The 26,930-nt window shown below is 72.5% G+C and carries 25 protein-coding genes; 9 read left to right on the top strand and 16 right to left on the bottom strand.

Annotation, left to right across the window (positions count from 1 at the left end; all coding sequences use genetic code 11):
• Positions 1-24: 24 nt before the first annotated feature.
• The 6 genes from ACYVJ0_RS09405 to ACYVJ0_RS09380 are packed head-to-tail and all read right to left on the bottom strand — an operon-like array spanning position 25 to position 5,978.
• Complete coding sequence (locus ACYVJ0_RS09405; RefSeq protein WP_460817477.1) at positions 25-810, bottom strand: ABC transporter ATP-binding protein; 786 nt, start codon at positions 808-810, stop codon at positions 25-27.
• A complete protein-coding gene (locus ACYVJ0_RS09400) occupies positions 803-1,678 on the bottom strand; it encodes an ABC transporter ATP-binding protein (protein ID WP_449854361.1) in 876 nt (291 codons plus the stop codon). The genes ACYVJ0_RS09405 and ACYVJ0_RS09400 overlap by 8 nt, the downstream gene beginning before the upstream one ends.
• Positions 1,675-2,547 carry an ABC transporter permease gene (locus ACYVJ0_RS09395; protein ID WP_460817476.1) on the bottom strand — a complete coding sequence of 291 codons (873 nt, stop codon included), beginning with the start codon at positions 2,545-2,547 and terminating at the stop codon, positions 1,675-1,677. The genes ACYVJ0_RS09400 and ACYVJ0_RS09395 overlap by 4 nt, the downstream gene beginning before the upstream one ends.
• On the bottom strand, positions 2,544-3,497 hold the full coding sequence (locus ACYVJ0_RS09390) for an ABC transporter permease (RefSeq protein ID WP_449854359.1): 954 nt from the start codon (positions 3,495-3,497) through the stop codon (positions 2,544-2,546). The genes ACYVJ0_RS09395 and ACYVJ0_RS09390 overlap by 4 nt, the downstream gene beginning before the upstream one ends.
• Positions 3,498-3,516: 19 nt before the next feature.
• Complete coding sequence (locus ACYVJ0_RS09385) at positions 3,517-5,031, bottom strand: ABC transporter substrate-binding protein (protein WP_460817475.1); 1,515 nt, start codon at positions 5,029-5,031, stop codon at positions 3,517-3,519.
• 23 nt (positions 5,032-5,054) lie between these two features.
• Positions 5,055-5,978, bottom strand: a complete 924-nt coding sequence (locus tag ACYVJ0_RS09380; protein ID WP_460817473.1) for an alpha/beta fold hydrolase — start codon at positions 5,976-5,978, stop codon at positions 5,055-5,057.
• Positions 5,979-6,204: 226 nt separating this feature from the next.
• Here ACYVJ0_RS09380 and ACYVJ0_RS09375 point away from each other — a divergent pair, with 226 nt between their 5' ends.
• Positions 6,205-6,666, top strand: coding sequence for a carboxymuconolactone decarboxylase family protein (locus tag ACYVJ0_RS09375; protein ID WP_449854356.1), 462 nt, complete (start codon positions 6,205-6,207; stop codon positions 6,664-6,666).
• A gap of 6 nt (positions 6,667-6,672) precedes the next feature.
• Here the strand turns inward: ACYVJ0_RS09375 and ACYVJ0_RS09370 are convergent, their stop codons facing one another.
• Positions 6,673-8,085: an amino acid permease gene (locus ACYVJ0_RS09370; protein ID WP_460817471.1), complete on the bottom strand. Its 1,413-nt coding sequence runs from the start codon at positions 8,083-8,085 to the stop codon at positions 6,673-6,675.
• 73 nt (positions 8,086-8,158) lie between these two features.
• Positions 8,159-9,613 carry a helix-turn-helix domain-containing protein gene (locus tag ACYVJ0_RS09365; protein ID WP_449854354.1) on the bottom strand — a complete coding sequence of 485 codons (1,455 nt, stop codon included), beginning with the start codon at positions 9,611-9,613 and terminating at the stop codon, positions 8,159-8,161.
• Positions 9,614-9,791: 178 nt separating this feature from the next.
• Between ACYVJ0_RS09365 and ACYVJ0_RS09360 the strand changes: the two genes are divergently transcribed.
• The 7 genes from ACYVJ0_RS09360 (at position 9,792) to ACYVJ0_RS09330 (ending at position 14,300) form a co-directional block, all read left to right on the top strand.
• Positions 9,792-11,576, top strand: coding sequence for a phosphoenolpyruvate carboxykinase (GTP) (locus ACYVJ0_RS09360; RefSeq protein WP_460817520.1), 1,785 nt, complete (start codon positions 9,792-9,794; stop codon positions 11,574-11,576).
• Positions 11,577-11,748: 172 nt separating this feature from the next.
• Positions 11,749-12,042, top strand: a complete 294-nt coding sequence (locus tag ACYVJ0_RS09355; RefSeq protein ID WP_460817469.1) for a WXG100 family type VII secretion target — start codon at positions 11,749-11,751, stop codon at positions 12,040-12,042.
• A complete protein-coding gene (locus tag ACYVJ0_RS09350) occupies positions 12,039-12,590 on the top strand; it encodes a hypothetical protein (protein ID WP_460817468.1) in 552 nt (183 codons plus the stop codon). Before ACYVJ0_RS09355 ends, ACYVJ0_RS09350 begins: the two co-directional genes overlap by 4 nt.
• Positions 12,583-12,894 (top strand): hypothetical protein, encoded by a 312-nt coding sequence (locus ACYVJ0_RS09345; RefSeq protein ID WP_460817467.1) that lies wholly within the window; start codon positions 12,583-12,585, stop codon positions 12,892-12,894. Before ACYVJ0_RS09350 ends, ACYVJ0_RS09345 begins: the two co-directional genes overlap by 8 nt.
• Positions 12,895-12,896: 2 nt before the next feature.
• Entirely contained in the window at positions 12,897-13,646 is a 750-nt protein-coding gene (locus ACYVJ0_RS09340) for a hypothetical protein (protein ID WP_460817465.1), read from the top strand.
• A complete protein-coding gene (locus ACYVJ0_RS09335; RefSeq protein WP_460817463.1) occupies positions 13,643-13,897 on the top strand; it encodes a hypothetical protein in 255 nt (84 codons plus the stop codon). The genes ACYVJ0_RS09340 and ACYVJ0_RS09335 overlap by 4 nt, the downstream gene beginning before the upstream one ends.
• 10 nt (positions 13,898-13,907) lie before the next feature.
• Positions 13,908-14,300: a hypothetical protein gene (locus tag ACYVJ0_RS09330; RefSeq protein WP_460817461.1), complete on the top strand. Its 393-nt coding sequence runs from the start codon at positions 13,908-13,910 to the stop codon at positions 14,298-14,300.
• Positions 14,301-14,321: 21 nt separating this feature from the next.
• On the opposite strand, the gene ACYVJ0_RS09325 is transcribed toward ACYVJ0_RS09330, so the two are convergent.
• The 4 genes from ACYVJ0_RS09325 to ACYVJ0_RS09310 form a co-directional block, all read right to left on the bottom strand.
• Positions 14,322-16,346 (bottom strand): S9 family peptidase, encoded by a 2,025-nt coding sequence (locus ACYVJ0_RS09325; RefSeq protein ID WP_460817459.1) that lies wholly within the window; start codon positions 16,344-16,346, stop codon positions 14,322-14,324.
• Between the two features lie 36 nt (positions 16,347-16,382).
• The gene (locus ACYVJ0_RS09320) at positions 16,383-17,450 is read right to left on the bottom strand and encodes a winged helix DNA-binding domain-containing protein (RefSeq protein ID WP_460817458.1); all 1,068 of its coding nucleotides are present in this window, start codon (positions 17,448-17,450) and stop codon (positions 16,383-16,385) included.
• A 123-nt stretch (positions 17,451-17,573) separates the two neighbouring features.
• The gene (locus ACYVJ0_RS09315; protein WP_460817456.1) at positions 17,574-19,517 is read right to left on the bottom strand and encodes an ABC transporter ATP-binding protein; all 1,944 of its coding nucleotides are present in this window, start codon (positions 19,515-19,517) and stop codon (positions 17,574-17,576) included.
• 4 nt (positions 19,518-19,521) lie between these two features.
• Positions 19,522-19,725 carry an AsnC family protein gene (locus ACYVJ0_RS09310; RefSeq protein WP_460817454.1) on the bottom strand — a complete coding sequence of 68 codons (204 nt, stop codon included), beginning with the start codon at positions 19,723-19,725 and terminating at the stop codon, positions 19,522-19,524.
• 202 nt (positions 19,726-19,927) lie between these two features.
• Here ACYVJ0_RS09310 and ACYVJ0_RS09305 point away from each other — a divergent pair, with 202 nt between their 5' ends.
• Positions 19,928-21,328, top strand: a complete 1,401-nt coding sequence (locus ACYVJ0_RS09305; protein WP_460817452.1) for a dihydrolipoyl dehydrogenase family protein — start codon at positions 19,928-19,930, stop codon at positions 21,326-21,328.
• A 76-nt stretch (positions 21,329-21,404) separates the two neighbouring features.
• On the opposite strand, the gene ACYVJ0_RS09300 is transcribed toward ACYVJ0_RS09305, so the two are convergent.
• The 4 genes from ACYVJ0_RS09300 to ACYVJ0_RS09285 all read right to left on the bottom strand — a co-directional run bounded on the left by ACYVJ0_RS09300 (position 21,405) and on the right by ACYVJ0_RS09285 (position 26,826).
• Positions 21,405-23,042, bottom strand: coding sequence for an ABC transporter ATP-binding protein (locus ACYVJ0_RS09300; protein WP_460817451.1), 1,638 nt, complete (start codon positions 23,040-23,042; stop codon positions 21,405-21,407).
• Entirely contained in the window at positions 23,039-24,052 is a 1,014-nt protein-coding gene (locus tag ACYVJ0_RS09295) for an ABC transporter permease (RefSeq protein ID WP_449854346.1), read from the bottom strand. Before ACYVJ0_RS09295 ends, ACYVJ0_RS09300 begins: the two co-directional genes overlap by 4 nt.
• Before the next feature lies 1 nt (position 24,053).
• Complete coding sequence (locus ACYVJ0_RS09290) at positions 24,054-25,139, bottom strand: ABC transporter permease (RefSeq protein WP_449854345.1); 1,086 nt, start codon at positions 25,137-25,139, stop codon at positions 24,054-24,056.
• Positions 25,140-25,203: 64 nt separating this feature from the next.
• Positions 25,204-26,826: an ABC transporter substrate-binding protein gene (locus tag ACYVJ0_RS09285; protein WP_460817449.1), complete on the bottom strand. Its 1,623-nt coding sequence runs from the start codon at positions 26,824-26,826 to the stop codon at positions 25,204-25,206.
• Positions 26,827-26,930: the final 104 nt, after the last annotated feature.

Raw genomic sequence — 26,930 nt, 5'->3', positions numbered from 1 at the left:
CGCCGGAGCGTCGATCCGGCCGCGTCAGATGGTGGGGATCGAGGCGAGCAGGCGGCGCGTGTACTCCTCGCGCGGGCGGCGCAGCACCTCGGATGTCGGGCCGGATTCGACCACGGCCCCTCCCTTCATGACCACCACGGTGTCGCACAGGTTCTGCACCACGCCGATGTCGTGCGAGACCATGACGAGCGTCAGGCCCTCGCGCTCGCGCAGCCCCCGCAGCAGCTCGAGGATCTGCGCGCGCACGGTCACGTCGAGGGCCGAGAGCGGCTCGTCGCCGAACAGCACCAGGGGTCGATGCGCGATCGCCCGCGCGAGGGCGATGCGCTGGCGCTGCCCGCCCGAGAACTCGTGCGGGTGCCGATCCGCCATGTCGGGATCGAGGCCCACGTCGGCGAGCACCTCGCGCACCCTCGCGCGGTGGTCTCCGTCCACGCCGAGCGCCCACAGCGGCTCGGCCACGATCCGGCCCACGCTCATGCGGGGATCGAGGGACGCGTACGGATCCTGGAAGACGACGCCGGTCATGCGGCGCAGCCAGTGCAGCGAGCGGGCCGATGCGCGGGCGTCCACGGCGCGCCCGTCGACCTCGACGGTGCCCGAGGTGGGCCGGTCGAGCCCGAGCAGCAGCCGCACGAGCGTCGACTTGCCCGACCCGGACTCGCCGATGACGCCGACGGCCTCGCCGCGCGCGATGTCGAGGTCGGTCGGCTGCAGCGCCGTCGTGACCCGTCGCGGCGAGAACGCCCTCGCGCGCGGCGCCGCGTACTCGCGGCCGAGCCCCCGCGCCCGGATCAGCACATCACTCATCCGCCGCTCCCTCATCCGGCGAGACAGCATCCTGGCGCCGAGACAGCGGACGCTGCACGCTGTCTCGGCGCGCCGTTGCTGTCTCGCTGCCCTCGCCGCGCCACAGGGTCGCGGTCGCGTCGCGGAGCAGGCCCTGCGTCACGGGGTGCGCCGGGTCCGTGAGCAGGCGCGGCACGGGCCCGCGCTCGACGACGCGGCCGCGCTCGAGCACGATGCCCTCCGCGGCGACCTGCGAGAGCACGGCGAGGTCGTGGGTGATGAACAGCAGCGACATGCCCGCGTCGTCGACCAACCCCAGCAGCAGCTCGAGGATCTCGGCCTGGATCGTCACGTCGAGGGCGGTCGTGGGCTCGTCGGCGATGAGCAGGCGCGGTCCGCACGCCAGCGCCATCGCGATGGCCACGCGCTGCCGCTGCCCGCCCGAGAGCTGGTGCGGGTAGCGGTTCACGATCGCCTCGGGGTCGGGCAGGCGCACGCGCGCCGCCTCGGCCACGGCGATCCGCCGCGCCTCCGCCCGCGAGACGCCGCGGTGGATGCGCACGGCCTCGGCGATCTGCCGGCCCACGGTCCGGATGGGGTTCAGCGCCTTCTGCGGCTCCTGGAACACCATCGCCAGCTCGTCGCCGCGCAGCGCCGCCAGCCGCCGCTCGGGCATGCCGAGCAGCTCCGTCCCGTCCCAGCGGATCGATCCGGTCGCCGTGGCGCCGTCGGGCAGCAGGCCCAGGATGGCCAGGGCGGTGAGCGACTTGCCCGAGCCGGACTCGCCGATCAGCCCGGCACGCGATCCGTCCGACACCTCGAACGAGACGCCGTCGACCACGCGCCGGCCGTCGATCTCGATCGCGAGATCGCGCACCTCGAGGCTCACGCGACCACCCCCGGCGTCGTGTGCGGGATGCGCCGGCGGTCGCCGTGGCGCAGGGTCGGATCGGTCGCCTCGCGCAGGGCATCGCCCAGCAGGTTGAGCGCGAGCACGGTGAGGGTGATCGCCAGGCCCGGCCACACGACGGAGGTGGGGTGGATCGCGATGTAGCGCTGCAGCTCGCTCAGCAGCAGGCCCCACGACGGATCGGTGACGGTGGCGCCGAAGCCGAGGTACGACAGCCCGGCCTCGGCGAGCACCGCCACGGCCATGCCCCACGACAGCTGCACGATGAAGATCGGCGCGACGTTGGGCAGCAGGTGCCGCGTGAGGTTCTGCCACGGCGTGAGCCCGGCGGCGCGGCCGGCGAGCACGAAGTCGCTGCGCTGCACGCGGCGCAGCTCGGGGCGCGTGACGCGGGCGATGTTCACGCCGAAGCCGATGCCCACCGCCCACACGACCACCCACAGCGATCCGCCCCACACCGAGGAGATCATCATCGCGATGAGCAGCACGGGGAAGGCGATGAGGATGTCGATGAGCACCGCGACGGCCTCGCGCGTCCAGCGCGGGGTGAGGGCGCCGAGCACCGCGAGCACCATGCCGAACAGCGTCGCCACGAGCGCGGCGCCGACCGCCACGAAGATGGTCGTGCGGGCGCCGACCATGAGCAGGCTCAGGATGTCGCGGCCGGTGTTGTCGGTGCCGAGCAGGTGCGGCCAGCTCGGGCCGGCCCAGCGGGCGGCCGTGTCGACCGCGCGCGGATCGAAGGGCGTCCACAGCAGCGACACGAGCGCCGTCGCGGCGATCACCGCCACGACGACGAGCCCGAAGCGGCCCGTGCCCGAGCGCCACAGTCGCGCGAGCGTGGTCATCCGGCCTCCCTCTGCCGCGGATCGACGGCATGATGCAGCAGGTCGACGAGGAAGCCGACGGCGAGCACGAAGCCCGTGAGCACGAGCAGCTCGCCCTGCACCTTCTCGAGGTCGCGCGCTCCCACGTCGGTCACGAGCATGCGGCCGATGCCCGGCAGGTTGAACACCTGCTCGATCACGACGGCGCCGACGATGATCCCCGCCACCTGCACGCCCAGCACCGTGACGACCGACAGCCCGACGCTCGGCAGCCCGTGCCGCAGCAGCGCCTGCGTGCGCGTCAGTCCCTTCGCGGCGGCGGTGCGGACGAAATCCTCGCCGAGAGCCTGCAGCGTGGCGCTGCGCACGAACCGCAGCAGCACGGCCCCCTCCACGACGCCGATCGTGAGAGCGGGCAGGAGGAGCGCGCGCAGCGCCTCCCACGGCGTGGACCAGCCGGTGCGGGTGGGGAAGCCCTGCGCGGGCAGCCAGCCGAGCCCCACGGCGAAGACGACGACGAGCATCATGCCGGCCCACACCACGGGCACGGCGGCCAGCCCCTGCGCCACCACGCTGATCGCGGTGCCCGAGGCGCGGCCGCGCCGCAGCGCCGAGAGCACGCCGAAGGGCACGGCCACGAGCAGCGCGATGAGCATGGCGAGCAGACCGAGGGGCACGGTCACCTCGGCCTTGCGCGCGAGCTCGGGGGCCACGGGCGCGCCCGTGAGGAAGGACGATCCCAGATCCCCGCGCAGCACGCCGCCGATCCAGTCGGCGTACTGCGCGAGCAGCGGGCGGTCGAGCCCCAGCTGGGTGCGGATCCGCGCCGCCTGCTCGGGCGTGCCGTTCGTGCCGGAGATGAGCTGCGCGACGTCGCCGGGCAGCACGCGCAGGGTGAGGAAGATGATCGCGCTCGCCACGACGAGGCCCACCGCGAGCAGCAGCAGCCTCGTGAGCGCGTAGCGGATCACCCGTCCTCCCCGGTGCGGATCAGCCGGCGAACGTCACGCCCGCCAGCGGCAGGCGGGTGCTCGTGGCGTCGGCGGGGAAGCCCTCGACGCCCGGGGCGACGGCGACGATGTCGGCGCGCGTGTAGAGCCAGTCGGCGGGGTGGTGCTCGGCGACGATCCGCGCGGCCTCGGCGAGCAGCTGCGCCGACGCGTCCGGGTCGGTCTCGCGCATCGCGTCGGCGTAGAGCCCCTGCACCTGCGCGAGCACCTCCTCGTCCGAGATGGCGTAGTAGTAGTCGGGGTCGGCCCACGTCTCGAAGTCGCGCGGCTCGACGTGGTTGACGTAGCTGAGCTCGTAGTCCTGGTTCGTGTACACGTCGTTCAGCCACGTCGAGAACTCGACCGGCTCGACGCGGAGGTTCACCCCGATGTCGTCGAACGCGCCCACCAGCAGCGTCGACACGGTGGTGCCGTACACGTTGGGGATCGTCAGCTCCAGCTCGAGGTCATCCGCTCCCGCCTCGGCCAGCAGCTCGCGGGCGCGCTCGGGGTCGTACGAGACGACGTCCGAGAGATCCTCGTAGCCGGGGTCGAGCTCGGGGATCGGGCCGAACTGCGGGATGCCGGCGCCGACGGTCTCGATGATCGCCTGGTGGTCGATCGCCATGCGCAGCGCCTCGCGCACCCGGATGTCCTCGAGCGGCGGCGCGGCGTCGTTGAAGGCGAGGATGAACTTGTCGGTCGTCAGTCCCTCGCTCACCTCGAACGAGCCCTCCAGCTCCGGCACGAACTCCGGATCGACGGCCGTGATCGCGTCGAGGGACCCGTCGAGCCCGGCGTTGACGAGTGCCGTGGCGTCGGGGATGTACTGCAGCACGACCTCGGCGACGCCCGCGGGCTCGCCCCAGTACGCGTCGTTGCGCGCGAGGGTGAGGTGGTCGCCGTCGACCCACTCGGCGACCGTGAACGGGCCGGTGCCGTTGGCGGCCGTGCGCAGGTCGGTCTCGTCGCCCTCGTCGAACACGAGCCCGGCGCGCCCGCCCAGCGCGAAGAGGAAGTTCTGATTCGGCTCGGCGAGCGTGACGACGACGGTCGAGTCGTCCGGCGCCTCGATCGAGGCGACGTTCGCGAACACCGCGTGGTCGACGTACGACTCGTCGGCGCGCACCGCCTCGAGCGAGGCGACGACGTCCGAGGTCGTCAGCGCGCCGCCGCCGTGGAACCTCACGCGCTCGGCGATCGTGAAGGTGTAGGTGAGGCCGTCGGGGGACACCTCGTACTCGGTGGCGAGGCGCGGCACGACCTCCCCCTCGGGCGTGCGGCTGACGAGGCCCTCGTACACGTTGTCGATGAGCGCCTGCTCCAGCGCCGCCCCCGAGGTGCGGCGGATGTCGAGGTTGTCGGGCTCCAGGATGAGCCCGACCCGCAGCGCGGCGTCCGGGTCGGCGGGCGCCGGCGACGGGTCGCCCGCCGAGCACGAGGCGAGTGCGAGCGCCGCGGCGAGCGCGGAGGCGACGGCGGCGGCGCGGACGCCGCGGCGAACGGGAAGCGACATGGGGGTCCTTTCGGGCGAGCGCGTCAGGCGACGCTCTCGGGTGCGGGGGAGGAGAGGGGGGAGCGGATGAGGGCGGCCAGCTCGACGGGGGCGACCTCCTGCACGTTGTGCGGGGCCTCGAGCTCGACGACGTCGGCGTGCGGCAGGCGCGAGCGGAACGTGTCGAGCGCGGCCGCGGAGACGAAGCCGCGCGTGCCGCGGACGAGGGTGAGAGGCGCGCGCACCGCCTCGAGGTCGGCCCAGCGCTCGCCGTCGTCGTCGCGCGCGGCGGGTGCGAGGGCGGAGGCGGCGATGCGGGCGAAGTGGTGCTTCCACTCGACGGTGCCGTCGGGCAGCACGCGCGAGTTCAGCACGACGCCGCGGCGGGCCTGCTCGCGCCCGCCGCCCAGGCCGAAGGCGACGACGTGGTCGAGCAGCTCCTCGCGCGAGGCGAACGAGAGCCGCTCGTAGAAGCGGCGCAGCTCGGCCGGGCCGGACTCGTCGATTCCGGGGGTGATGTCGACGAGCACGACGGCGCGCACGAGATCGGGCCGCGCGGCGGCGACCGCCGCGGCGGTGGCGCCGCCGAGCGACTGGCCGACGAGCACGACAGGCGCCTCGGCCCACTCCTCGATGCCGCGGATGACGTCGGGCGCGAGCACGCGCGGGGCGTAGGCCGCGTCGTCGCGCCACGACGAATCGCCGTGGCCGGGCAGGTCGATCGCGAGGGTCGGCTCGCCGAGGGCCAGGGCCGTGGCGTCCCACGTGTGCGCGTTGAGGCCGGCGCCGTGCAGCAGCACGACCGCGGGCGCGCCCTCGCCGAGCGCGACGGCGCTGAGCGAGCGGGCGTCCGGCAGGCTCAGCGCGAGCCGGCGGGCGGGCGGCACCTCGGTGCCCAGATCGGCCGCCTGCGGCGCCAGGAACGAGAACTCGTCGATGTCGTCGTGGCGCGGGCTGTCAGAGCTCACAGCGGATCCCTTCGTGGCTGGCCGTGAATCGCTCCATTGTGAGGCCACCGCGCGCCCGCGTGGAAATCGCGGATCAAAGTGCCACGTAATGATCCTGCCTATCTGTGCGAATTGATCCCGAATGTCTGATTCGGCTGTGCGAAGTGATTTCGGAGCGTGCGGTGCCCCGCGGGCGGTACTGTCGTCGCAGGCGGTCCGACCAGGCCGCGCAACCGAGGGAGGATCGATGGCCGAGAAGCGCGTGCACCTGTCGAAGGCGGCGCCCGAGGCGTACCAGGCGCTCGACGCCTTCGCCGACACGGCGGCCCGGATCGCGCGCGAGAACGGCGTGGACGAGCGGATGAAGGAGCTCGTGCTGCTGCACTGCTCGCAGCTGAACGGCTGCGCGTACTGCTCGCGCGTGCACGCCGACCGCGCCGCGAAGGCGGGCATCTCGTACGACGACCTCGCGCAGCTGCCCGTGTGGCGCGAGTCGGGCGTGTTCTCCGAGCGCGAGCGCGCGGCGCTCGAGCTGGCCGAGGCGCTCACCTTCATCCACCGCGGCGGCATCTCGGACGACGTCTACCACCGCGTGGGCGGCGTGCTCAGCGAGCCCGAGTACGTGGGCGTGTGCTGGCTCGCCGTGGAGATCAACGCGTTCAACCGCATCGTCATCGCCGGGCGCTACCCGGTGCCGCCCCGCGGCTGAACCCCGTCAGCGCGTCTCGAGGCCGTGCGGCTCCGGCGCGCGCGTCTCCAGCTCGGGGCGGACGCGGCCCTTCGGCCCCACGAGGACCGCGTAGGCGATCGACAGCAGCGCGATCCAGATCGCGCCCACGACGAGGGCCGTGCGGCCCGACTCTGTGAAGGCCAGGATCACGACGACGAAAGCCATGAACGCCAGCGCGACGAGGTTCGTCCACGGCCACAGCGGCATCGCGAAGCCCGCGCTCGGCGCGCCGTCGCGGGTCATCTCGCGGCGCATGCCGTGGTGGGCGAGCAGGATCGAGGCCCACGTCAGCACCGTCGCGAACGTCGCGATCGAGGCGACGACGAGGAACAGCTGGTCGGGGATCAGCAGGTAGGCGCCCAGACCCAGCACGGCGCACCCGGCGACGATCGCGACCGGCACGATCGGCACGCCCGAGCGCGACAGCCGCGTGAAGACCTTCGGTGCGTGATGCTGCTCGGCGAGGCCGTACATCGTGCGGCTCGCGGCGTAGGTGATGGAGTTCATCGCCGAGAGGGCGGCCGTGAGGACGACGAAGTTGAGGATGTGCGCCGCCGCCGGCACGCCGAGCGTGGCGAAGACCTGCACGAAAGGCGACTCGCCGGAGCCGATCTCGGTCCACGGGATGAGCATGAGGATCACCGCGAGCGTCGCGACGTAGAACAGCAGGATGCGCACCGGCACCGTGTTCACGGCCTTCGGGATCGAGCGGGCGGGATCCGCCGTCTCGCCGGCCGTCATGCCGAGCGTCTCGATCCCGCCGAACGAGAACACGACGATGCCCAGGCTCATGACGATGCCCCACACGCCGAACGGCGCGAAGCCGCCCAGGTGGTCGAAGAGGTTGTGGGGCCCCGGCTCGAAGCCGCCCAGGCTCACGCCGAACACGATGAGGCCGAGACCGCCCACGATGAGCGCGACGATCGTGACGATCTTGATGAGCGTGAACCAGAACTCCAGCTCGCCGAACACCTTCACGCGCAGCAGGTTGAGCCCGCAGATCAGCGCGATGGCCGCCACCATCCAGACCCAGCCGGGGGTGTCCGGGTACCACATGCCCATGTAGCCGGCCGCGGCGGTCATGTCGGCGACGGCGACGACGATCATCTCGAACGTGAACGTCCAGCCCGTGAGGAAGCCCAGGAACGGGCTCACGTAGCGGCTCGTGTACTGGGCGAACGAGCCCGCCACGGGGTGGCGCACGGCCATCTCGCCGAGGGCGCGCATCACGGCGAACGCCGCGCACCCCGCGATGAGGTAGGCGATCAGGACGGCGGGGCCGGCGGCCTGGATCGTCTCGGCCGAGCCGTAGAACAGGCCCGTGCCGATCGCGGTGCCGAGGGCGATGAAGCGGATGTGGCGCAGCGACAGGCTGCGACCGAGGCGATCAGAAGACACGGGTCTCGACGTTAGGCGATGCGCCCGACAGTCCGGTGTGCGACGCGGCCCGGGGCGCGCAAGGGCGGGCCCGTCAGCTCTCGGCGTGGCGCTCGAGGAACTCGAACACCGTGCTGTCGTCGACACCCGGGAAGGTGCCGCGGGGCAGCGGGGTGAAGATGTGGGTGTGCACGCGGGCGCTCGGCCACGCCTTGCCCCGCCACCGATCGGCGAGCTCGCTCGGGGCGCGCCGGCAGCAGGCCTCGTCGGGGCACGTCGACGTCGCGCGGTTCTGCGTCTCGCGCCCGCGCCACCACCGCGCGTCGTCGAAGCGCACGCCCACCGTGATCGAGAAGTCGCCGTCGTCGCGCGATCCCGTCTGAGTCGCGCACCAGTACGTGCCGGCGGGGGTGTCGGTGTACTGGTGGTGCTCGGTCGTGCGGTTCTGCTGCTCGAATGCGTCGCGCGCCGAGAACTTGCGGCACACGATCTGGCCCTCGATCGATCCCGTCACGTCCTCGGGCAGCGGCAGGCCGTCGTTCTCGTACACGCGCTCGATCTGCCCGGCCGATCCGACGCGCAGGAAGTGCAGCGGCATGTCGAAGTGCGTCGTCATGAGGTTGGTCATGCGCATCGCGGCGGCCTCGTGCGTCACACCGAACGCGTCGCGCAGGTCCTCGACGGCGAGGTTGCGGTCCTTCTTCGCCTGGCTCAGGAAGGCGACCGCCGCCGTCTCGGGCACGAGGCAGCACGACGCGTAGTAGTTGATCTCGAGGCGCTGCTGCAGGAAGTCGGCGTAGTCGGTGGGCGGCCGGTGGCCGAGCAGGCGGTGCGCCATGGCCTGCAGCGCCATGGAGCGCAGGCCGTGGCCGCCGGGGATCGACGCGGGCGGCAGGTAGATGCGGCCGTTCTCGAGGTCGGTGATCGACCGGGTGGCGGAGGGCAGGTCGTTGACATAGAGCAGCTCGAAGCCCAGCTGCTCGGCCATGATGCTCACGGTGCGGTGGCTGAGCGCCCCGCCCGTGTGGCCGGCCGCGGCCAGCTGCTTCTCGGCGAGCTTCTCGATCTCGGGCAGGTAGTTGCTCCGCTCGCGCATGCGCAGCCGCAGCTCGGTGTTGGCACGCCGGGCCTCCTCCGGCGTGGCGATCGCCTCGCGCTCGCGGCGCTGCAGCTCGCGGTGCAGTCCGAGGATCGACTCGATCGTCTCGTCGCTGATCGACTTCGTCACGCGCACGGGCGGGATGCCCAGCTGCCGGAACACGGGGCTCGACTGGGCGCGCTCCAGCTCCAGCTCCAGCGCGGCCCGCCGGTTGGGCGGCCCGCCCGAGATGAGATCGGTCACCGTCGTGCCCGTCGCCTCGGCGATGGCCTGCAGCAGCGAGAGCTTGGGCTCGCGCTTGCCGTTCTCGATGAGGCTGAGCTGGCTGCCCGCCACCCCCACGGTGGCGCCCAGCTCGTCGAGCGTGAGGTGCTGCTGCGTGCGGTAGTGCCGGATGCGGTGCCCGAGCGTGCGCAGCTCGAGTCCCTTCGAATCGGACGCCGAGGTCATTCCTTGAGCATATCTAAAGATCCGCGATTCTTTCGTGCGAATCGGACCGAAAGGGCGGGGAAGGGATGCCCATGCTGGAGACATCCCCGCCCATTCAGCGAAGGAGCTCACGGTGACGATCGACACGCACCCCGCCCCCACGGCCGCGGCCACCGCCCCGGCCGTCGAGGGACGCGGCATGGCCGAGCTGCTCGCCTGGGTCGACGAGATCGCCGCCCTCACGCGGCCGGATCGCATCCACTGGGTCTCCGGCTCGGCGCGCGAGCACGAGGAGCTGCTGGCCGAGATGGTCGAGGCCGGCACGCTGCTGCGGCTGAACGACGCCAAGCGCCCGAACTCGTTCCTGGCACGCTCCGATCCGGACGACGTCGCGCGGCTCGAGTCGCGCACCTTCGTCTGCTCCGAGCGGCGAGACGACGCCGGGCCCACGAACAACTGGATGGCGCCCGACGCGATGCGCGCGACCCTGAACCCGCTCTTCGAGGGCTCGATGCGCGGGCGCACGATGTACGTCGTGCCGTTCTCGATGGGCAAGGTCGGCGGCCCGATCTCGCAGCTCGGCGTGCAGCTGACCGACAGCCCGTACGCGGTGGCGTCGATCGAGATCATGACGCGCGTGGGCGATGAGGTCGTCGAGCTCATCGCGGGCGGCGAGCCGTTCGTCCGCACCGTGCACAGCGTCGGCGCGCCGCTCATCGGCGGCGCGGACGACGTGGCCTGGCCCTCGAACCCCGAGAAGTACATCGTGCACTTCCCCGACGCGCTCGAGGTGTGGTCGTTCGGATCGGGATACGGCGGGAACGCGATCCTCGCGAAGAAGTGCTACGCGCTGCGCATCGCCTCGGTGCTGGGGCGGGAGCAGGGCTGGATGGCCGAGCACATGCTGCTCATCCGCGTGATCGATCCGGAGGGGCGCGCCTTCCACGTGGCGGCGGCGTTCCCCTCGGCATGCGGCAAGACGAATCTCGCCATGCTGCGCCCGACCATCCCCGGGTGGCGGGTCGAGACGCTCGGCGACGACATCACGTGGATCCGCCCCGGCGACGACGGCCGGCTGTGGGCGATCAACCCCGAGGCCGGGTTCTTCGGCGTCGCGCCCGGCACCGGCGCGTCGACGAACGTCACGGCCGTCGAGACGCTGCGACGCGACGTCATCTTCACCAACGTGGCCCTCACCGACGACGGCGACGTGTGGTGGGAGGGGCTCACGGACGAGCCGCCCGCACACCTGATCGACTGGCGCGGCGAGGACTGGACGCCGGATTCTGGGCGGCCCGCCGCGCATCCCAACGCGCGGTTCACCGTCTCGGCCGCGCAGGCGCCGTCGATCGCGCCCGACTGGGAGGAGGCCGTGCCGCTCGACGTCATCCTCTTCGGCGGGCGCCGCGCGACGAATGTGCCGCTCGTGGTGGAGGCCTTCGACTGGGAGCACGGCGTGTTCCTGGGATCGACGATCTCGTCGGAGCGTACGGCGGCCGCCGAGGGCACGGTGGGCGAGCTGCGCCGCGATCCGTTCGCCATGATGCCGTTCTGCGGCTACAACATGGCCGACTACTTCGCGCACTGGATCGAGATGGGCGGGCGGGTGGCATCGCCGCCGGCCGTCTTCCAGGTGAACTGGTTCCGCAAGGGCGCCGACGGGCGCCTGCTGTGGCCCGGGTTCGGCGACAACGCGCGCGTGATCGAGTGGATCATCCGGCGCCTGACGGGCGAGACCGGGGCCGTGGACTCGCCGATCGGGCGACTGCCCGAGGCGGGCGCGCTGAACCTCGAGGGGGTCGACGTCGCGACCGCCGACCTCGACGAGCTGTTCGCCGTCGATCCCGACTCCTGGCTGGCCGAGGCCGACCTGACCGAGGCGTTCTTCGACACGTTCGGCGATCGTGTGCCGGCCGCGCTGCGCGCGCAGCTGGCCGCGCTGCGCGAGCGTCTGAAAGCCGCGAAGGCCTGGACCGCACGCTAGGTCCTTCGCCCGCGCGCTCCGGACCGCACGCCGGGGCCCGCACACACAGCGGCCCGCCCCTTTCCGATCCGAGGGGCGGGCCGCTTCCTCCCTGCGGCGCGCGAGCGGCAGGGGAGCGACGGGGCAGAAGTGCCCATCGAGAGGTGGCGGCCGCGCTCGATAGCATGCCGACATGGCGGACAGCATCGAGGTGGAGATCGACGATCTCGAGACCGCGGGAGAGGACATCCTCACCGCGAGTGAGACGCTTCAGACGGACATCGACAACCTGGATCGCGACCTGAACTTCCTGCGGTCGGACTGGACGGGCGACGCGTCGGACGCGTTCTTCGCGTCCTTCGGGGCGTGGAGCACCGACATGACCGCGTCCGTGGCGACGCTCCGGCGGATCGGGTCGACGCTCGTCACCGCCGCCGAGAAGTACTCGACGACCGAGGATGGGGTCATCCTGGAGTGCGGCGGATGAGCGCGCAGGGGCAGCCCGACATCCTGAAGCGCCTGAACGCGTTCACCGAGCGCGCGAACGCCGCCGTCGAGAACCTCAAGCGCACACAGGACCGGCTCAACGAGCTCGTGCCCCGGCCCGAGGTGACCTCGGTGACCGCGGAGGTGGAGCCCGACGGGCGTCTCGTCGATCTGCAGATCACGCGCGGCGCGAGGATGTCGCTGTCCGCCGAGGAGCTGGCGCGCGAGATCGTCGCCGCCGTGGGGCTCGCCACCGCGGAGCGGGATGCCCTGGGCATCTCGGCCGTGAAGGCCGACGCCGCCCGCGCCGGCATCGACGTGCACGACCTGATCACGCGGCTGTTCGACCAGGCGCAGTCCGGCGGGCCCGAGACCTACTGGACGCCGCAGCGGACCGTGGGGATCGTCATGATCGGCACGCTCATCCACACCATCGAGTTCAACATGGGCTGGCTCGAGGCATCCACCGAGTCGGCGATCGAGAACGAGGTCATGCGCGCCGCGACCGACGCGTGGCGCCAGGCGAAGGGGGAGGCGACGAATGGCTGACGAGTTCGAGGTGCTGCCGAGCATCCTGGAGGACGACGCGGAGAAGTGGCAGGGATGGCACGACGACATCGTCGCCATCAAGGACGCCATCCCGGACGTGCCGGCCGCGGCGTTCTCGTTCATCACGGGGGCCGACGCCGTGCGCGAGGCCTACGGGGTCGCCGTCGCCGGACTGCGCTCGGGCCTCGACGCCGGCGCCACGGAGTTCCAGGGCATCGCCGACAAGCTCCGCTGGGCCGCCGGCCAGTACACCAGCACGGAGGCGGACGTCACCGCCTCCTTCCAAGCGATCGAGGTGGAGTGATCATGGCACCCGAGTTCGTCGCCGAGCAGATCCTGAAGACCTGCGACCAGGTGGAGAAGCACCTCGACGCGATCATGGCGTCCGCGCCAGGTGCGATCCGGACCATCCTCGACAACGCGCGCCCGTTCGGCCTGCCGCTGCCGGACTTCGTGAAGGACACCGCCTACGGCCTCATCATGGATGCGCTGCGGGAGCTCGAGAAGGTGGTCCGCGAGGCGATCGCGTTCTTCCGCGAGCTGGCGATGAACGTCGGCACGCCGTCCGTCCTGAGAGACGCCGCGGATGCGTACGAGGCGGGGGTGCTCACGCCGGGCACGACGCTGGCCGGCGCGATCAAACCCTCGGACCTGAGCGCCAATGACAGCGAGTACTGGGACTCCGATGCGGCGGACGGCTACGACGACGCCATCGCCGAGCAGATGGGGGCGGTCGATGCGGTGCCCGAGACGGCGCGCGCCATGGTCCAGGTGCTCAACGGCATGGCCGACTCCATCGACGGCTTCTACGACAGCCTCGACGTCGCGGTGGTCTCGCTCGCGCTCGCGGTCGCGGGCTTCGTGCTCGCCGTGCTGACCCTCGAGACGGTGGTCGTGGCCATCATCGCGCTCATCGTGGCGATCATCTCGCTCATCGTGGCGATCATCAGCCTCGTGATGACGTTCATGACCGCGGCGAGCACGAACGCCACGCTCGCCGCGAACCTCACCGCGACGCCCGCGATCGACTGGCCGCAGACCGCCTTCGCGGCGTGACGCCGCCTCGGGGCATCGCCATGACGGAGGCTCCTCGATCCCGGCGATGGTTCGCCGCCGCCGCGCTCGTCCTCGTTGCGGCCGCGGTGGTGCAGACGGTGCTCGCGGTCGTGGCGGTCGCCCAGCAGGGCGCGTGGGCGGCGCAGGCCGCGCTCGCGCTGATCACGTGGATGCTCGCCTACCTGGCGTGGGTGCAGCTGCGCCTGCAGCGGCGGCGGGACGGCATCCGACCCCCTCGAGACACGAGATGAGGCGATGACCATGACCGGCATGCCCCCACACGCCCCGAACGGCGGCCCGCCCCCGGGCTTCTACCCGTACGCCGACGTCCAGGCGCAGCTGCGCTGGTGGAACGGCTACGCGTGGGAGGACAGGTGGCAGCAGGTGCCCGAGCCGGGCAAGCGGTTCACGTGGGGCACGGGCAACGGCACGGCGCAGGTGGTCGGGGGCAGCATCCTCGCCGGCTTCCTGGGCCTGCTGCTGATCGTCGGGCTCTTCAGCCTGGCGGCGGTCGAGGACGGCATCGACCTGCTCATCGCGCTGCTGTGGATCATCGGCCCGCTGCTCATGATGGTCGCGGCCGCCGCGGTCATCTACAACGGACGCGTCGCGATCCGGCGCCAGCGCGACCGGGAGCGCGTCGGCTCCCGCTGAGCCCCGGCGGAGCGTCGCGGATCAGCCCAGCAGCTCGGGGTGCGACGGCTCCTCGCCGAGCACGTGCTGGGCGAGGAACGCGAAGATCGTCTCGTACCAGAGCTTGGCGTGCTGCGGCGTGAGGACCCAGTGGTTCTCGTTCGGGAAGTACAGGAACCGGTGCGGCATCTCGCCCTCCGGCGTGGCGTGGTGCAGGTACAGGTCGCTCCACAGGCGCAGGCCCTCGCCGATCGGCACGCGGTAGTCCTTGTCGCCGTGGATGACGAGCATCGGCGTGCGGATGTCCTCGACGAAACGGTGCGGGGAGTTCTCGACGAGGCCCTCGGGCGTGAAGGCCGACAGCCAGTAGGTGGGCATGTCGGTGGTGCCGCTGAACTGGTCGAGCGCCCACAGGCTCGCGTGCGTCACGATCGCGCGGAAGCGGTCGGTGTGGCCCGCGACCCAGTTGGCCATGTAGCCGCCGAACGATCCGCCCATCGCCGCCGTGCGCGTCTCGTCGATGTCGGGGCGGGCCTCGACGGCGTCGGTGATCGCCATGAGGTCGGTGTACGGCTTGCCACCCCACGCGTTCCAGCCGCGGGCGATGAAGTCCCGGCCGTAGCCGGTGGACAGGGCGGGATCGGGCAGCAGCACGGCATAGCCCCGAGCGACCATCAGCTGCGGCGTCCACCTCCAGCTCCACGCGTTCCAGCTGTTCAGCGGCCCGCCGTGGATCCACAGCAGCAGGGGTGCGGGCGCCGTCGCGCCGACGGGCTTCAGCAGCCAGCCGCGCACGCGCGCGCCGTCCTCGGCGGTGGTCTCGACCTCCTCCATCGTCGCGTTGGGGGCCGGGATCGGCGCGGGCGTCGGCAGCGGGGTCACGGATCCGTCCGCCGCGATGCGCACGGGGTGAGGCGGTTCGAGCCAGTTCGAGCGCAGCGCCGTGATCGTGCCGTCGTCGGCGACGTCGACCGAGGAGTACGCGTAGTCGTCGTTCGTGAGCCGGGTGGGGGCCGATCCGTCCAGCGGGATGCGGAAGACGGGGCCGCGGCCGTCGTGGTCGGCCGTCGCGATGAGCGCGGCGTCATCGGCGGCGAAGCGGAACGACGACGGCCAGCGGTCCCACTCGGGGGCGAGGCGGACCGGGTCGGATCCGTCGATCCCGGCGATCCACAGCTCGGAGTCGGACGGGGCCTCCGGCGTCGCGAGAGCGGCGCGGAGGTAGGCGAGGCGGGTGCCGTCGCGGCTGACGACGGGGCTCTCGTACTCGAAGCCCGGCTCGGTGAGGACGGTCGTGCGCTCGCCGGTGGCCACGTCGATCGCGACGAGGTCGCTCGTGAAGGCTCGGTCCTCGACGCGGCGGGCGGCGGTGATCAGCGTGCGGCCGTCGGGCGTGATCGACTGCCCGGCGTTCTCGAGCGTGCGGCCGGGCTTCGGCGTGAGGTCGCGCAGGGTGGGGCGCGGGCTCTGGCCGGCGGCGGGCGCCGCCGTCAGCTCGCCGTCGACGGCGAGCAGGTGCGGCTCGGCCGGCCCGAGGTCGTGGTCCCAGAAGCGCACGGGCAGCGACGCGTGCAGGATCGCCTGCACCTTCAGGTCCTTGCGCTTCTTGCGCAGCTCGGCCTCGGCCTCCAGATCCTCCGCGCCCGGCAGCAGGCCGGCCGAGAGGACGACGGTGCCGGCCTCGTGCGCCACGGCGGCGATCTGCCCGACCCCGCCCGCCAGCGACGTGAGCGCGCGGGCCTCGCCGCCCTCGCGCGGCAGCAGCCACAGCTGCGGCTTGTCCTCCGGGGCGTCCTTGTCCTCGGCGTCGGGACGGGCGGAGGTGAACAGCAGGTCGCCGGAGGGCAGGAACGCCGCGCCGGCCTCGCCCTTCGCCGAGCGCGTCAGCCGCACGGGCGCGCCCTCGCCGCTCACGGGCACGCGCCAGATCGCGCGCTCCCACGCGGTGCTGTCGGCGCTCAGCGTGGCGACGGTGGCGGCGGCCCACGTGCCGTCGGGGGAGAGGGCGAGGGCCTCCACGCGGGGCAGGGCGATGAGCTGGTCGAGGTCGTCGTACGGCGCGGTCATGGCTCCACCGTATCGGCGGCGTGTGACGGCCCGGCGTCAGCCGCGCAGGGCCGCCATCGCACGATCGAGCGCGACGCGGATCGCGTCCTCGGGCGCCGGGCGCATCAGCTCGAACGCGGGCTCAACGGTCGCGCGCTCCGCCGGCGGCGGGGGCTTCCAGAGCGCGACGACCTCGCCCTCGTGCAGCAGCAGCGCGCGGACCATGCCGTTCTTGCCGGGCCCCGCGGCCGCCATGACGTCGAACGACGCCACGCGTGAGCGGTCGGCGTAGGCGATGTAGTACTCCTCGAACGTCGGCAGCGCGTGCGTCGCGGCGGCGCCCGGGGCGCGCCGCGGGGCGGCGGCCGAGGCGAAGAGCATCTCGCCGCCGACCGCGATCGTGGCGAGGCGATCGGCCGCGGCCGCCGCGGCCCGGCGCGCGTCGCCCTTGGTGAGCCCGGCCCACCACGCGAAGTCCTCGGGGCTCGCGGGCCCGTGGCCCTCGATGTACCGCACGAACAGCTCGGCGAGCGGATCGTCCGGGGCGTCGTGCTGGCCGATCCACTCGTCGACGAGCACGATCCGCTGCTCGCGGGGCTCGAATCCGTCGCGCCGGACCGTGGGGCCCCAGCAGATGAGGCCGCGCAGCGCGATGTGGAACAGCAGGTGGTAGCCGCGCCCCTCGGTGGTGGGGATGCCGGCGGCCTCCCAGAGCGCGACCGCCTCGGCGCGGGTGAGCGCGCCGCCGCCGCGCAGGGCGCCGACGAGCGCGTCGGTGGCGCGGGCGATGGTGCCGTCGTCGAGGCCGAGCTGGGCGCGCCGGGTCGCGCTCTGGGCGAGCGTGCGCGCGGCCGTGACCGAGAGCACCCAGCGCAGGTCGCCCGCGGGGATGGTGTGCAGCGTGCCGCGCTGCGTCCACGCCCGCACGAGGTCGCCCCGGTCGTACGCCGCGTCGACCTGCGACGCCCGGCCGCCGCGGGAGCGCGCGGCGAGGGCGAGGCGCCCGCCCCAGTAGTCCTGCGACTGCACGCACAGCAGGTGCCGGGCGGCGTCGGTCACCGTGCGCGCCGGGGCGGTGAGCCGGTGGTGGCGCAACCGCAGCGCCCGCAGCCTCGCGAGGTCCATGCGCCCATCCTGCCGGTGGGGTCGGACACTGCGACAGATTCCTGTGGTCGCACCTCTCGGTCGCTGAACGGAGCGGCCGGAGGCCGCGGAGATGAAGCGACCAGCGCGAGCCGCCCGCGAGCCTCACACGAGCAGCTGGTGCTTGGCGAGGTCGCGGTACAGCGGCGTGGACTCGACGAGCTCGCTGTGGGTGCCCTGCCCGACGACGCGGCCCTTGTCGAGCACGACGATCCGGTCGCTGTCGACGACCGTCGACAGGCGGTGCGCGATGACGAGCAGCGTGCGGCCCTCCGCGACCGCGTCGATCGCCTCGCGCATCCGCTGCTCGTTGACGCCGTCGAGCGACGACGTCGACTCGTCCAGCAGCAGGATCGGCGGCGCGGCCAGCAGCGCGCGGGCGATCGCGAGGCGCTGGCGCTCGCCCCCCGAGAGCATCACGCCGTCCTCGCCGACGGGGGTGTCGATGCCCGCGGGGGAGCGGTCGATGACGTCGCCGAGGTTCACCTGCCGCAGCACGCGCTCGCACTCCTCATCGCCGGCATCGGGCGAGGCGAGACGCAGGTTGTCGGCGATCGTGCCGGCGAGCGTGGGGGCGTCCTGCTCCACGTAGCCGAAGCGGGCGCGCAGCTCGTCGCGCGGCAGGTCGCGGATGTCGGCGCCGCCGATCCGGATCGTGCCCTCGGTGGGGTCGTAGAAGCGCTCGATGAGCGCGAGGATCGTCGACTTCCCGGCGCCCGAGGGGCCGACGAGGGCGACGCGCGTGCCGACGGGCACCTCGAACGAGACGCCGCGCAGCACCTCGCGCGGCTCGTCGCCCGCGGTGATCGACTCCGTATCGAGATGCGCCTCGGCTGCGAGGCTCAGCGCCTCCTTCTCGGCCTCGGTGCGCGCCGCGACCGCGGCCTCGGGGTAGCGGAACCGCACGTCCTCGAACGCGATCGCCGGGGCATCACTGCACAACGAAGGAGATCCGGCCGCGGCCGGGCCCGATTCGGGCCCTGCCATGCGCGGGGCCCCGCCGTCTTCCTTCGTTGTGCCGGAGGGCGCCCGGTCGCCGTCGGACTCGAGGGGCAGGTCCAGCACCTCCTGGATGCGGCCGAGCGCGCCGAGCGCCTGGCCGACCGAGGTCATGGCCCCGAAGAACGACGCGAGCGGCATGACCATGAGGAACAGGAACATCACGAACGTGACGAGACTCGCGATCGAGATCGCGCCCGAGGCCACGCGGAAGCCGCCCACGCCCAGCACGACGAGCATCGAGGCCTGCATCGCGACGCTCGCGACGGGCACCACGAGGGCCGAGGCCTTCGCGACCTTCACCCCCGCCCCGTATGCCGCCTCGGCCATACGCGCCACCGACGCCTTCTCGCGCTCTGTCGCGCCCGCCGCCCGCACGGTGCGGATCGCGCCGATCGCCCGCTCGACGCCCGAGGTCAGCTCGCCCACCCGCTCCTGCTGCTCGGCCGTGGCGCTGCGGATGCGCCCGCTGAGCGACGCGACGAGCGCCACGGCGACGACGAGGACGCCGATGATCGACAGCAGCAGGATCGGATCGATGAAGATCATCGCGACGAGCGCGCCGATGAACAGCAGCGCGTTGCCGACGCTGTCGGCCAGGCCCTGCGTGAGCACGGCGTAGAGCATCGTGGTGTCGGTGCCCACGCGCGAGACGAGGTCGCCCGTGCGCCGCGCGTCGAACTCGCTGATGGGCAGGTGCAGGATGCGCGCGATGAGGCGCCGGCGGCTGGAGAACACGATGGCCGTGCCCGTGCGCTGCAGCAGGTAATGCTGGTAGGCGCCCACCGCCGAGGCCACGATGACGAGCCCGACGAGCAGCCAGACGATACCGCCCAGCGCCTCGCCGATCTGCACGCGTTCGATGACCTGGCCGATGAGCAGCGGCTGCACGAGGGTGAACACCGCCTCGATGACGCTGAGCACCGCGACGACGATCAGCACCGCCTTGTGCTCGAAGAGGAACGGCAGCAGCTGGCGGAAGGTGGCACGCGGCCCCTCCTGGGGCTGCGGGCGGCGGAACGGGGAGCGGCGGGGCGCATCGGTGCTCACGGATCTACTTTCGTCCGTACTTCTTGTGAGCCGCCTGCTTGCTCACGCCGAGTGCCATGGCGATCGCCTCCCACGAGTAGCCGCTCACGCGGGCGCGGCGCACGAGCGCCTCCTCCTCGCGGCTCAGCGCGCGGCGGCGCTCGGCGAGGCGCCGCAGGGCGGCGATCGGCTGATCCGGTTCGTGCTCGGACGTGGCGGTGGCGGGCATGGCGTCAACCATAGTTGACCTTCGGGCGGGCGTCAACAACCGTTGACGCACTGCACGACGAAGGAGGAGTCGGGTGTCCTCGGCGGATTCGGCGGCGTGTCGGGCCGCGGCGGGGCCGGATCTCCTTCGTTGTGCAGCCCGGCGGGAGGAGAGGGGGCGTGGGCGTTGTGCGCAAAGCGTGCGGACCCGTAGCGTCGGCGGCATGGAGACGCGCGAGGTGGACGTGGTGGTGATCGGCGCCGGCCCTGTCGGCGAGAATGTGGCGGATCGGACGGCGCGGGCGGGCCTCGAGACCGTCATCGTCGAGGCGGAGCTCGTCGGCGGGGAGTGCTCGTACTGGGCGTGCATGCCGTCGAAGGCGCTGCTGCGTCCCGGCGCCGCGTTGCGCGCCGCCCAGGCGGTGGCCGGCGTGACCGGCGGAGGACTCGACGCCGGGGCGATCCTCGCCAGGCGCGACGAGTTCGCCGCGCACTGGCACGACGAGGGACAGGTCGAGTGGCTCGCCTCGGCCGGGATCGAGCTGATCCGCGGGCGGGGCCGGATCGCGGGCGAGCGGATCGTGCGCGTCGAGACCAGCACCGGCGAGGTCGAGCTGCGCGCGCGGCACGCGGTCGTCGTGGCGACGGGATCGGACGCGCGCATCCCCGACACGCCCGGCCTGCGCGAGGCGCGGCCCTGGACGAGCCGCCAGGCCACCGCGGTGCGCACCCCGCCCGCGCGCCTCGCCGTGATCGGCGGCGGGGTCGTCGCGGTCGAGGCGGCCACCTTCCTGCACGACCTCGGCAGCGCGGTGACGATCCTCTCGCGCGGGCCGCTGCTGCGCGGCATGGAGCCCTTCGCGGGCGAGGCCGTGCGCGACGCGCTGCGCGAGCGCGGCGTCGACGTGCGCGAGGGCGCGTCGGTCGCGTCGGTCGAGCGCGCCGGGGAGTTGCGGATCGCGCTCGAGGGCGGCGGCGTCGTGACGGCGGACGAGGTGCTCGTGGCCACGGGGCGCGCGCCGCGCACGGGCGACCTGGGTCTCGAGAGCGTCGGGCTCGAGCCGGGCGCGCCCGTCGAGGTCGACGACACGCTGCGCTCGCCGCGGCTGCCGTGGCTGTATGCGACGGGCGACGCCAACGGGCGCGCGCTGCTGACCCACCAGGGCAAGTACCAGGCGCGGGCCGCGGGCGAGACGATCGTCGCCAGGGCGCGCGGCGAGCGGGTGGATGACGCGCGCTGGGGCCGGCACGCCGCCTCGGCGGATCACGCGGCCGTGCCGCAGGTGGTCTTCACCGATCCGGAGATCGCGTCGGTGGGGATCACGGCGGCGCAGGCCGAGGAGCGGGGCCTGCGGCATCGCGTGATCGACTACGACCTCGCGAACGTCGCGGGGGCAGGGCTGCTCGCCGACGGCTACGCGGGGCGTGTGCGCGCCGTCGTCGACGAGGAGCGGCGCGTGCTCGTGGGGCTGACGCTCGTGGGCGCCGGCGCGGGCGAGATGCTGCACGCCGCGACGATCGCCGTGGTGGGAGAGGTGCCGCTCGAGCGGCTCTGGCACGCCGTGCCGTCGTACCCCACCGTCAGCGAGTTCTGGCTGCGGCTGCTGGAGGAGTACGGGCTGTAGCGGGCGCGCTGCTCCGTTCGGCGACCCGTTCGGTTCCTGAACGGAGCGGCGCAGCCGCGGAGATGAAGGGACCGGATCAGGCCAGCGACGCGCGGCGCGCGGCCTGCTCCACGGGATCCGGAACGGGCAGCGAGGCGATCAGGCGGCGGGTGTAGTCGTCCTTCGGGGCGCCGAGCACCTGCGCCGTCGGGCCCTGCTCGGCGATCTCGCCGTGGTGCAGCACCGCCACGCGGTGCGCGAGCAGGTCGACGACGGCGAGGTCGTGCGTGATGAACAGGCACGCGAAGCCGAACCGCTCCTGCAGCTCCTGGAACAGCTCGAGCACGCGCGCCTGCACCGACACGTCGAGCGCCGAGGTCGGCTCGTCGGCGATGAGCAGCTGCGGGTTGAGCGCGAGGGAGCGCGCGAGGCTCGCGCGCTGGCGCTGGCCGCCCGACAGCTCGTGCGGGAAGCGATCCCCGAACTCCTTGGGCAGCTGCACGGCCTCGAGCAGCTCGTCCACGCGGTCGCGCGCGTCGGCGGGCGAGCCGGCCTCGCCGTGCACGACGAGCGGCTCGGCGATGGCGTCGGCGACCGTGAGCATCGGGTTGAAGCTCGAGGCCGGGTCCTGGAACACGAAGCCGAGCTCGCGGCGCGACCGGCGGAACTGCCGCTCGCGCATGCCGTTCATCTCGGTGCCGAGCACGCGCAGCGAGCCGCCGGTCACGGGCGCGAGGCCCGCCATGGCGCGGCCGATGGTCGTCTTGCCCGATCCCGATTCGCCCACGAGGCCCAGCACCTCGCCGGGGCGGATCGTGAAGTCGACGCCCTTGACGGCCCGGAACGGCTTCTGCCCGAAGCGGCCGGGGTACTCGATCTCGAGCCCCTTCGCCTCGACGACCGGCGCCGCCTCGGGGTCGCCGTCGTACGCGCGGTCGGCCACCTCCAGGCGCGGCACGGCGGCGAGCAGGCGCTGCGTGTACTCGTGCTGCGGGGCGGCGAACAGCTCGCGCACGGGCGCCGTCTCGACGATGTCGCCGCGGTACATCACGGCCACGCGGTCGGCGAGGTCGGCCACCACGCCCATGTTGTGGGTGATGAGCACGATGGCGGTGCCGAACTCCGTGCGCGCGCGGCGCAGCAGGTCGAGGATCTCGGCCTGCACCGTCACGTCGAGCGCCGTCGTCGGCTCGTCGGCGACGATCACCGACGGCTCGAGCGCGAGCGCCTGCGCGATGACGATGCGCTGCTTCTGCCCGCCCGAGAACTGGTGCGGGTAGTGGTCCACGCGGGTCTCGGGATCCGGGATGCCCACGCGGCCGAGGATGTCGATCGCGCGGCGGCGGGCCTCCTTCTTCGGCACCTCGCCGTGCGCGCGCAGGCCCTCGGCGATCTGCCAGCCCACGGGGTAGACCGGGTTGAGCGCCGTCATGGGCTCCTGGAAGATCATCGCCGCGTCGGGACCGCGCAGCGCGCGCATCCGCTCGGGCGAGAGGCCGACCACGTCGGTGCCGTTCAGGACGACGGCGCCGCCCAGGCGTGCCGTCTCGGGCAGCAGGCCGAGGATCGAGCGGGCCGTGACGGTCTTGCCCGATCCGGACTCGCCGACGATCGCGAGCACCTCGCCGGGATTCACGTCGAGCGAGATGCCCTTGACGGCGGGCACGTCGCCGCCGTCGGTGGCGAAGGTGATGGTCAGATCGCGGATCTGCACCGCGGGGGCTGCGTCGGTCATTCGACCTCACCGATCTCGTTGCGGGCGACGGGGGTGGTGGCGGCGACGGCGTCGGCCGGGGTGGCCGCGGCGGCGCGCCGGCGGGTGCGCAGGCGCGGATCGGCGAGGTCGTTCAGCGACTCGCCCACGAGCGTGATGCCCATCACGACGAGCACGATCGCGACGCCGGGGAACACGGCGGTCCACCAGCGGCCGGCGGTGACGTCCTCGATCGCACGGTTGAGGTCGTAGCCCCACTCGGCGGCGGCGCTCGGCTCGATGCCGAAGCCGAGGAAGCCGAGGCCCGCGAGCGTGAGGATCGCCTCGGACGCGTTCAGCGTGAACACGAGCGGCAGCGTGCGGGTGGCGTTGCGGAACACGTGCCGCGACATCACGCGCCACGTCGACGCGCCCATCACCTGGGCGGCCTCGACGAACGCCTCCGACTTGATGCGCACCGTCTCGGCGCGGATCACGCGGAAGTACTGCGGGATGAACACGACGGTGATCGAGATGGCGGTGGCGAAGATGCCGCCCCACAGATCCGACCGGCCGCCCGAGATGATGATCGCGCTCACGATGGCCAGCAGCAGCGAGGGGAAGGCGTACACGGCGTCGGCGATCACCACGAGCACGCGGTCGACCCAGCCGCCGATGTAGCCGGAGACGAGGCCGAGCAGCACGCCCAGCAGCATCGACATGAGCACCGAGATGACGATCACGAGCAGCGCCGTGCGGGCGCCCCACAGCACGCGCGAGAACACGTCGTAGCCCGCGATCGTCGTGCCCCAGATGTGCTCGGCGCTGGGCGCCTGGCGGGGCCGGAAGGTCTCGCCGGCCGCGTCGCGGAGCTGGTTGAACTCGTAGGGCGCGATGAGCGGAGCGAAGATCGCCGTCAGCAGGAACACCGCGCAGATGACGAGGCCCGCGGTGAGCATGCCGCGCTGCAGCCCGACGGACTGGCGGAACTGGTGGACGATCGGCAGCCGCGTCCACAGGGGCGGACGGCGCCGGCTTGCGGTCTTCGGCACGTCAGTACCTCACCCTCGGGTCGATGAACGCCGCGATGATGTCGACGATGAAGTTGGTCAGGGCCACGATGACGGCCAGCAGCGCCACGATGCCCTGCACGGCCACGTAGTCGCGCGCCTTCAGGTACTCGCTGAGCTGGTAGCCCAGGCCCATCCACTCGAAGGTGGTCTCGGTGAGCACCGCGCCGCCCAGCAGCATGGCGATCTGCAGGCCGATGACCGTGATGATCGGGATGAGCGCGGGCTTGTAGGCGTGCTTGCGCACGAGGCGGTACTCGCTGATGCCGCGCGAGCGCGCGGCGTCGACGTAGGGCATCGCCAGGGTGCCGATGACGTTGGTGCGCACGAGGCGCAGGAACACGCCGGCGGTGAGCAGGCCCAGCGCGATGCCCGGCAGGATCGCGTGCTGCAGCACGTCGCCGATGATCGCGGGGTTGCCCGTGCGGATCGCGTCGATCGTGAAGATCCCGGTCGATCCCTCCAGGCGGTTCAGCTGCAGCTCGATGCGCGGCGAGGCGCGGCCCGACGAGGGCAGCACGCCCAGCCACACCGAGAAGACGAGCTTCAGGATGAGGCCGGCGAAGAAGACGGGGGTGGCGTAGCAGAGGATGGCGAACACGCGCAGCACGGCGTCGCCCCAGCGGTCGCGCAGGGCCGCGGCGAGCATGCCGAGTGGGATGCCGACGACGAAGGCGACGATGAGGGCGTAGAAGGCCAGCTCGAGCGTCGCGCCGCCGTAGCGCAGCAGCACGCCCACGACGGGCTGGCCGTCGAGCGTCGTGCCGAAGTCGCCGCGGAAGATCTGGCCCAGGTACTCGAGGTACTGGATGATGAGCGGCCGGTTGTAGCCGGCGGCCTCGATGCGCTCCGCGAGCTGGGCCGGCGTGAGCTGACCGCCCAGCGCGGCCGTGATCGGATCGCCCGTCACCCGCATCATGAGGAAGACCGTCGTGACGAGGATGAAGATCGTCGGGAAGATCAGCAGGAAGCGGATGAGGACGTATCGCCAGAGCGTCGCCCCGCCGCGCGCGCCCTTGCGGGCGACGGCGGGAACGGCCTCGGGCGGAGCCGTTGCGGTGTCTGCCACGGGGGAATCCTAGTCGTGGGGAGGGGGCGGTCCCGTACCGGGACCGCCCCCTCGTGAGCGTGGATCAGCGGGTGATCGAGGCCATGCGGAGCTTGAACGAGGCGTCGAGGACGATGCCGTCGACGTCCGCCGCGCTCACCGCGACCTGGGCGCCCTGCAGGTAGGGCACCGTCGAGAGGTCCTCGGCCACGAGCTGCTGGATCTGCTCGATGAGCGCCTCGCGCTCGGCCGCGTCCGGCGTCGACGCCTGCTGCAGGATGAGGTCGTTGACCTCCTGGTCGTCGTAGTGGTTGACGAGGAAGTTCTCCTGCAGGAAGAACGGCGTCAGGTAGTTGTCGGCGTCGGAGTAGTCCGGGAACCAGCCCAGCTGGTACGCGGGGTAGACGTCGTTGACGCGGTCGTCCGAGTACTGCGTCCACTCCGTGCCGGCCAGCGTCACGTCGAACAGGCCGTCGGCCTCGAGCTGCTGCTCGATGAGCGCGTACTCGTCGGCCGAGCTCGGGCCATAGTGGTCGGGGCTGTACTGCAGCGCCAGCGGCACGGGCGTCTCGACGCCCGCGTCGGCCAGGAACTGGGCCGCCGCCTCGGCCGAGGGGCCGCCCTCGCCGTCGCCGTACAGCTCCTTCAGCGGCTCGGCCGCGCCGGCGAAGCCCTGCGGCACGTACGAGTACAGCGGGGTGTAGGTGCCGTCGTAGACGTCCTCGCTGAGGGCCTCGCGGTCGATCAGCGACGCGACCGCATGGCGCACGGCGAGCGCCATGGCGGGGTCGGCCTCGTCGGTCGCGGCGCCGTAGGGCTGCGTGTTGAAGTTGAACACGATGTAGCGGATCTCGCCGCCGGGGCCCTCGTGGACCGTGAGGCTGTCGTCGCCCGAGAGGTCGGCGACGTCGCTGGCCGACAGGCTGCGGTAGGCCACGTCGACCTCGCCCTCCTGCACGGCGAGCTTCAGGTTCGACGACTCGGCGTAGTAGTTGATGATGACGCCCTCGTTCGCGGCGGCGTCGTGCAGACCCTGGTAGTTCTCGTTCGGGGTCAGCTCGACGAGCTCGTTGAACGTGTAGTCGGCGATCGCGTACGGGCCGCCGAAGGCGTTGGCCTCCACGATGTCCTCGTCGGGCGTGACGGCGTCGGCGGCGAACGTCTCCTCGTCGACGATCGCGCCGGGGAACGACGTGAGGACCATGGGGAAGGTCTGGTCGTTCTCGCTCTTGAGGTGGAACACGACGGTCGTCTCGTCGGGCGCCTCGACCGAGTCGAGGTTGAACAGCAGCGACGACGGCCCGTTCGGGTCGGCGATGGCGAGCTGGCGGTCGAACGTGAACTTCACGTCGCTCGAGGTGAGGTCGTTGCCGTTGGCCCACTGCAGGCCCTCGGGCAGCGTCACCGTGTACTCCGTGGGGCCGGTGAACTCGGCGGTCTCGGCGAGGTCGGGCACGACGTCCGTGCTGTTCTCGGCCGTGTTGACGAGGTACGGGAACACCTGCGTCTGCAGCGTGAGCGATCCGTTGTCGTACGAGCCGGCGGGGTCGAGGTGGGTGACGGAGTCGGTGGTGCCGACGAGGATCACGTTGTCGCCCGCGCCGCCGCCGTCGGTCGCTCCGCCGGCGCAGCCCGCGAGGGCGAGCACGGCCACGGTCGGGAGGGCGACGGCCACGGCGCGCGTGCGCGCCTTGTGGGGGAGTGTCATGCGGTGTCCGCTTTCTTGTCAGGACGGCTGTGTCTTGCTGCGACCCGCGGCGGGTTGCGGGTCAGCGCGCCGCGGGAACGGCGCGCGTGTGAGCGATCCTCCCA

The organism is Microbacterium petrolearium (assembly GCF_054782875.1).
This window is presented reverse-complemented; position numbering and strand designations above follow the sequence as displayed.

Bases quoted from the DNA above. Each gene is read 5' to 3' on its own strand.
- ACYVJ0_RS09310 (WP_460817454.1), bottom strand. From the start codon at position 19,725: ATGCCCGCCACCGCCACGTCCGAGCACGAACCGGATCAGCCGATCGCC.
- ACYVJ0_RS09330 (WP_460817461.1), top strand. From the start codon at position 13,908: ATGACCGGCATGCCCCCACACGCCCCGAACGGCGGCCCGCCCCCGGGC.
- ACYVJ0_RS09345 (WP_460817467.1), top strand. From the start codon at position 12,583: ATGGCTGACGAGTTCGAGGTGCTGCCGAGCATCCTGGAGGACGACGCG.
- ACYVJ0_RS09325 (WP_460817459.1), bottom strand. From the start codon at position 16,346: ATGACCGCGCCGTACGACGACCTCGACCAGCTCATCGCCCTGCCCCGC.
- ACYVJ0_RS09300 (WP_460817451.1), bottom strand. From the start codon at position 23,042: ATGACCGACGCAGCCCCCGCGGTGCAGATCCGCGATCTGACCATCACC.
- ACYVJ0_RS09360 (WP_460817520.1), top strand. From the start codon at position 9,792: ATGGCCGAGCTGCTCGCCTGGGTCGACGAGATCGCCGCCCTCACGCGG.
- ACYVJ0_RS09305 (WP_460817452.1), top strand. From the start codon at position 19,928: ATGGAGACGCGCGAGGTGGACGTGGTGGTGATCGGCGCCGGCCCTGTC.
- ACYVJ0_RS09395 (WP_460817476.1), bottom strand. From the start codon at position 2,547: ATGACCACGCTCGCGCGACTGTGGCGCTCGGGCACGGGCCGCTTCGGG.
- ACYVJ0_RS09375 (WP_449854356.1), top strand. From the start codon at position 6,205: ATGGCCGAGAAGCGCGTGCACCTGTCGAAGGCGGCGCCCGAGGCGTAC.
- ACYVJ0_RS09385 (WP_460817475.1), bottom strand. From the start codon at position 5,031: ATGTCGCTTCCCGTTCGCCGCGGCGTCCGCGCCGCCGCCGTCGCCTCC.
- ACYVJ0_RS09350 (WP_460817468.1), top strand. From the start codon at position 12,039: ATGAGCGCGCAGGGGCAGCCCGACATCCTGAAGCGCCTGAACGCGTTC.
- ACYVJ0_RS09320 (WP_460817458.1), bottom strand. From the start codon at position 17,450: ATGGACCTCGCGAGGCTGCGGGCGCTGCGGTTGCGCCACCACCGGCTC.
- ACYVJ0_RS09340 (WP_460817465.1), top strand. From the start codon at position 12,897: ATGGCACCCGAGTTCGTCGCCGAGCAGATCCTGAAGACCTGCGACCAG.
- ACYVJ0_RS09405 (WP_460817477.1), bottom strand. From the start codon at position 810: ATGAGTGATGTGCTGATCCGGGCGCGGGGGCTCGGCCGCGAGTACGCG.
- ACYVJ0_RS09285 (WP_460817449.1), bottom strand. From the start codon at position 26,826: ATGACACTCCCCCACAAGGCGCGCACGCGCGCCGTGGCCGTCGCCCTC.
- ACYVJ0_RS09355 (WP_460817469.1), top strand. From the start codon at position 11,749: ATGGCGGACAGCATCGAGGTGGAGATCGACGATCTCGAGACCGCGGGA.
- ACYVJ0_RS09365 (WP_449854354.1), bottom strand. From the start codon at position 9,613: ATGACCTCGGCGTCCGATTCGAAGGGACTCGAGCTGCGCACGCTCGGG.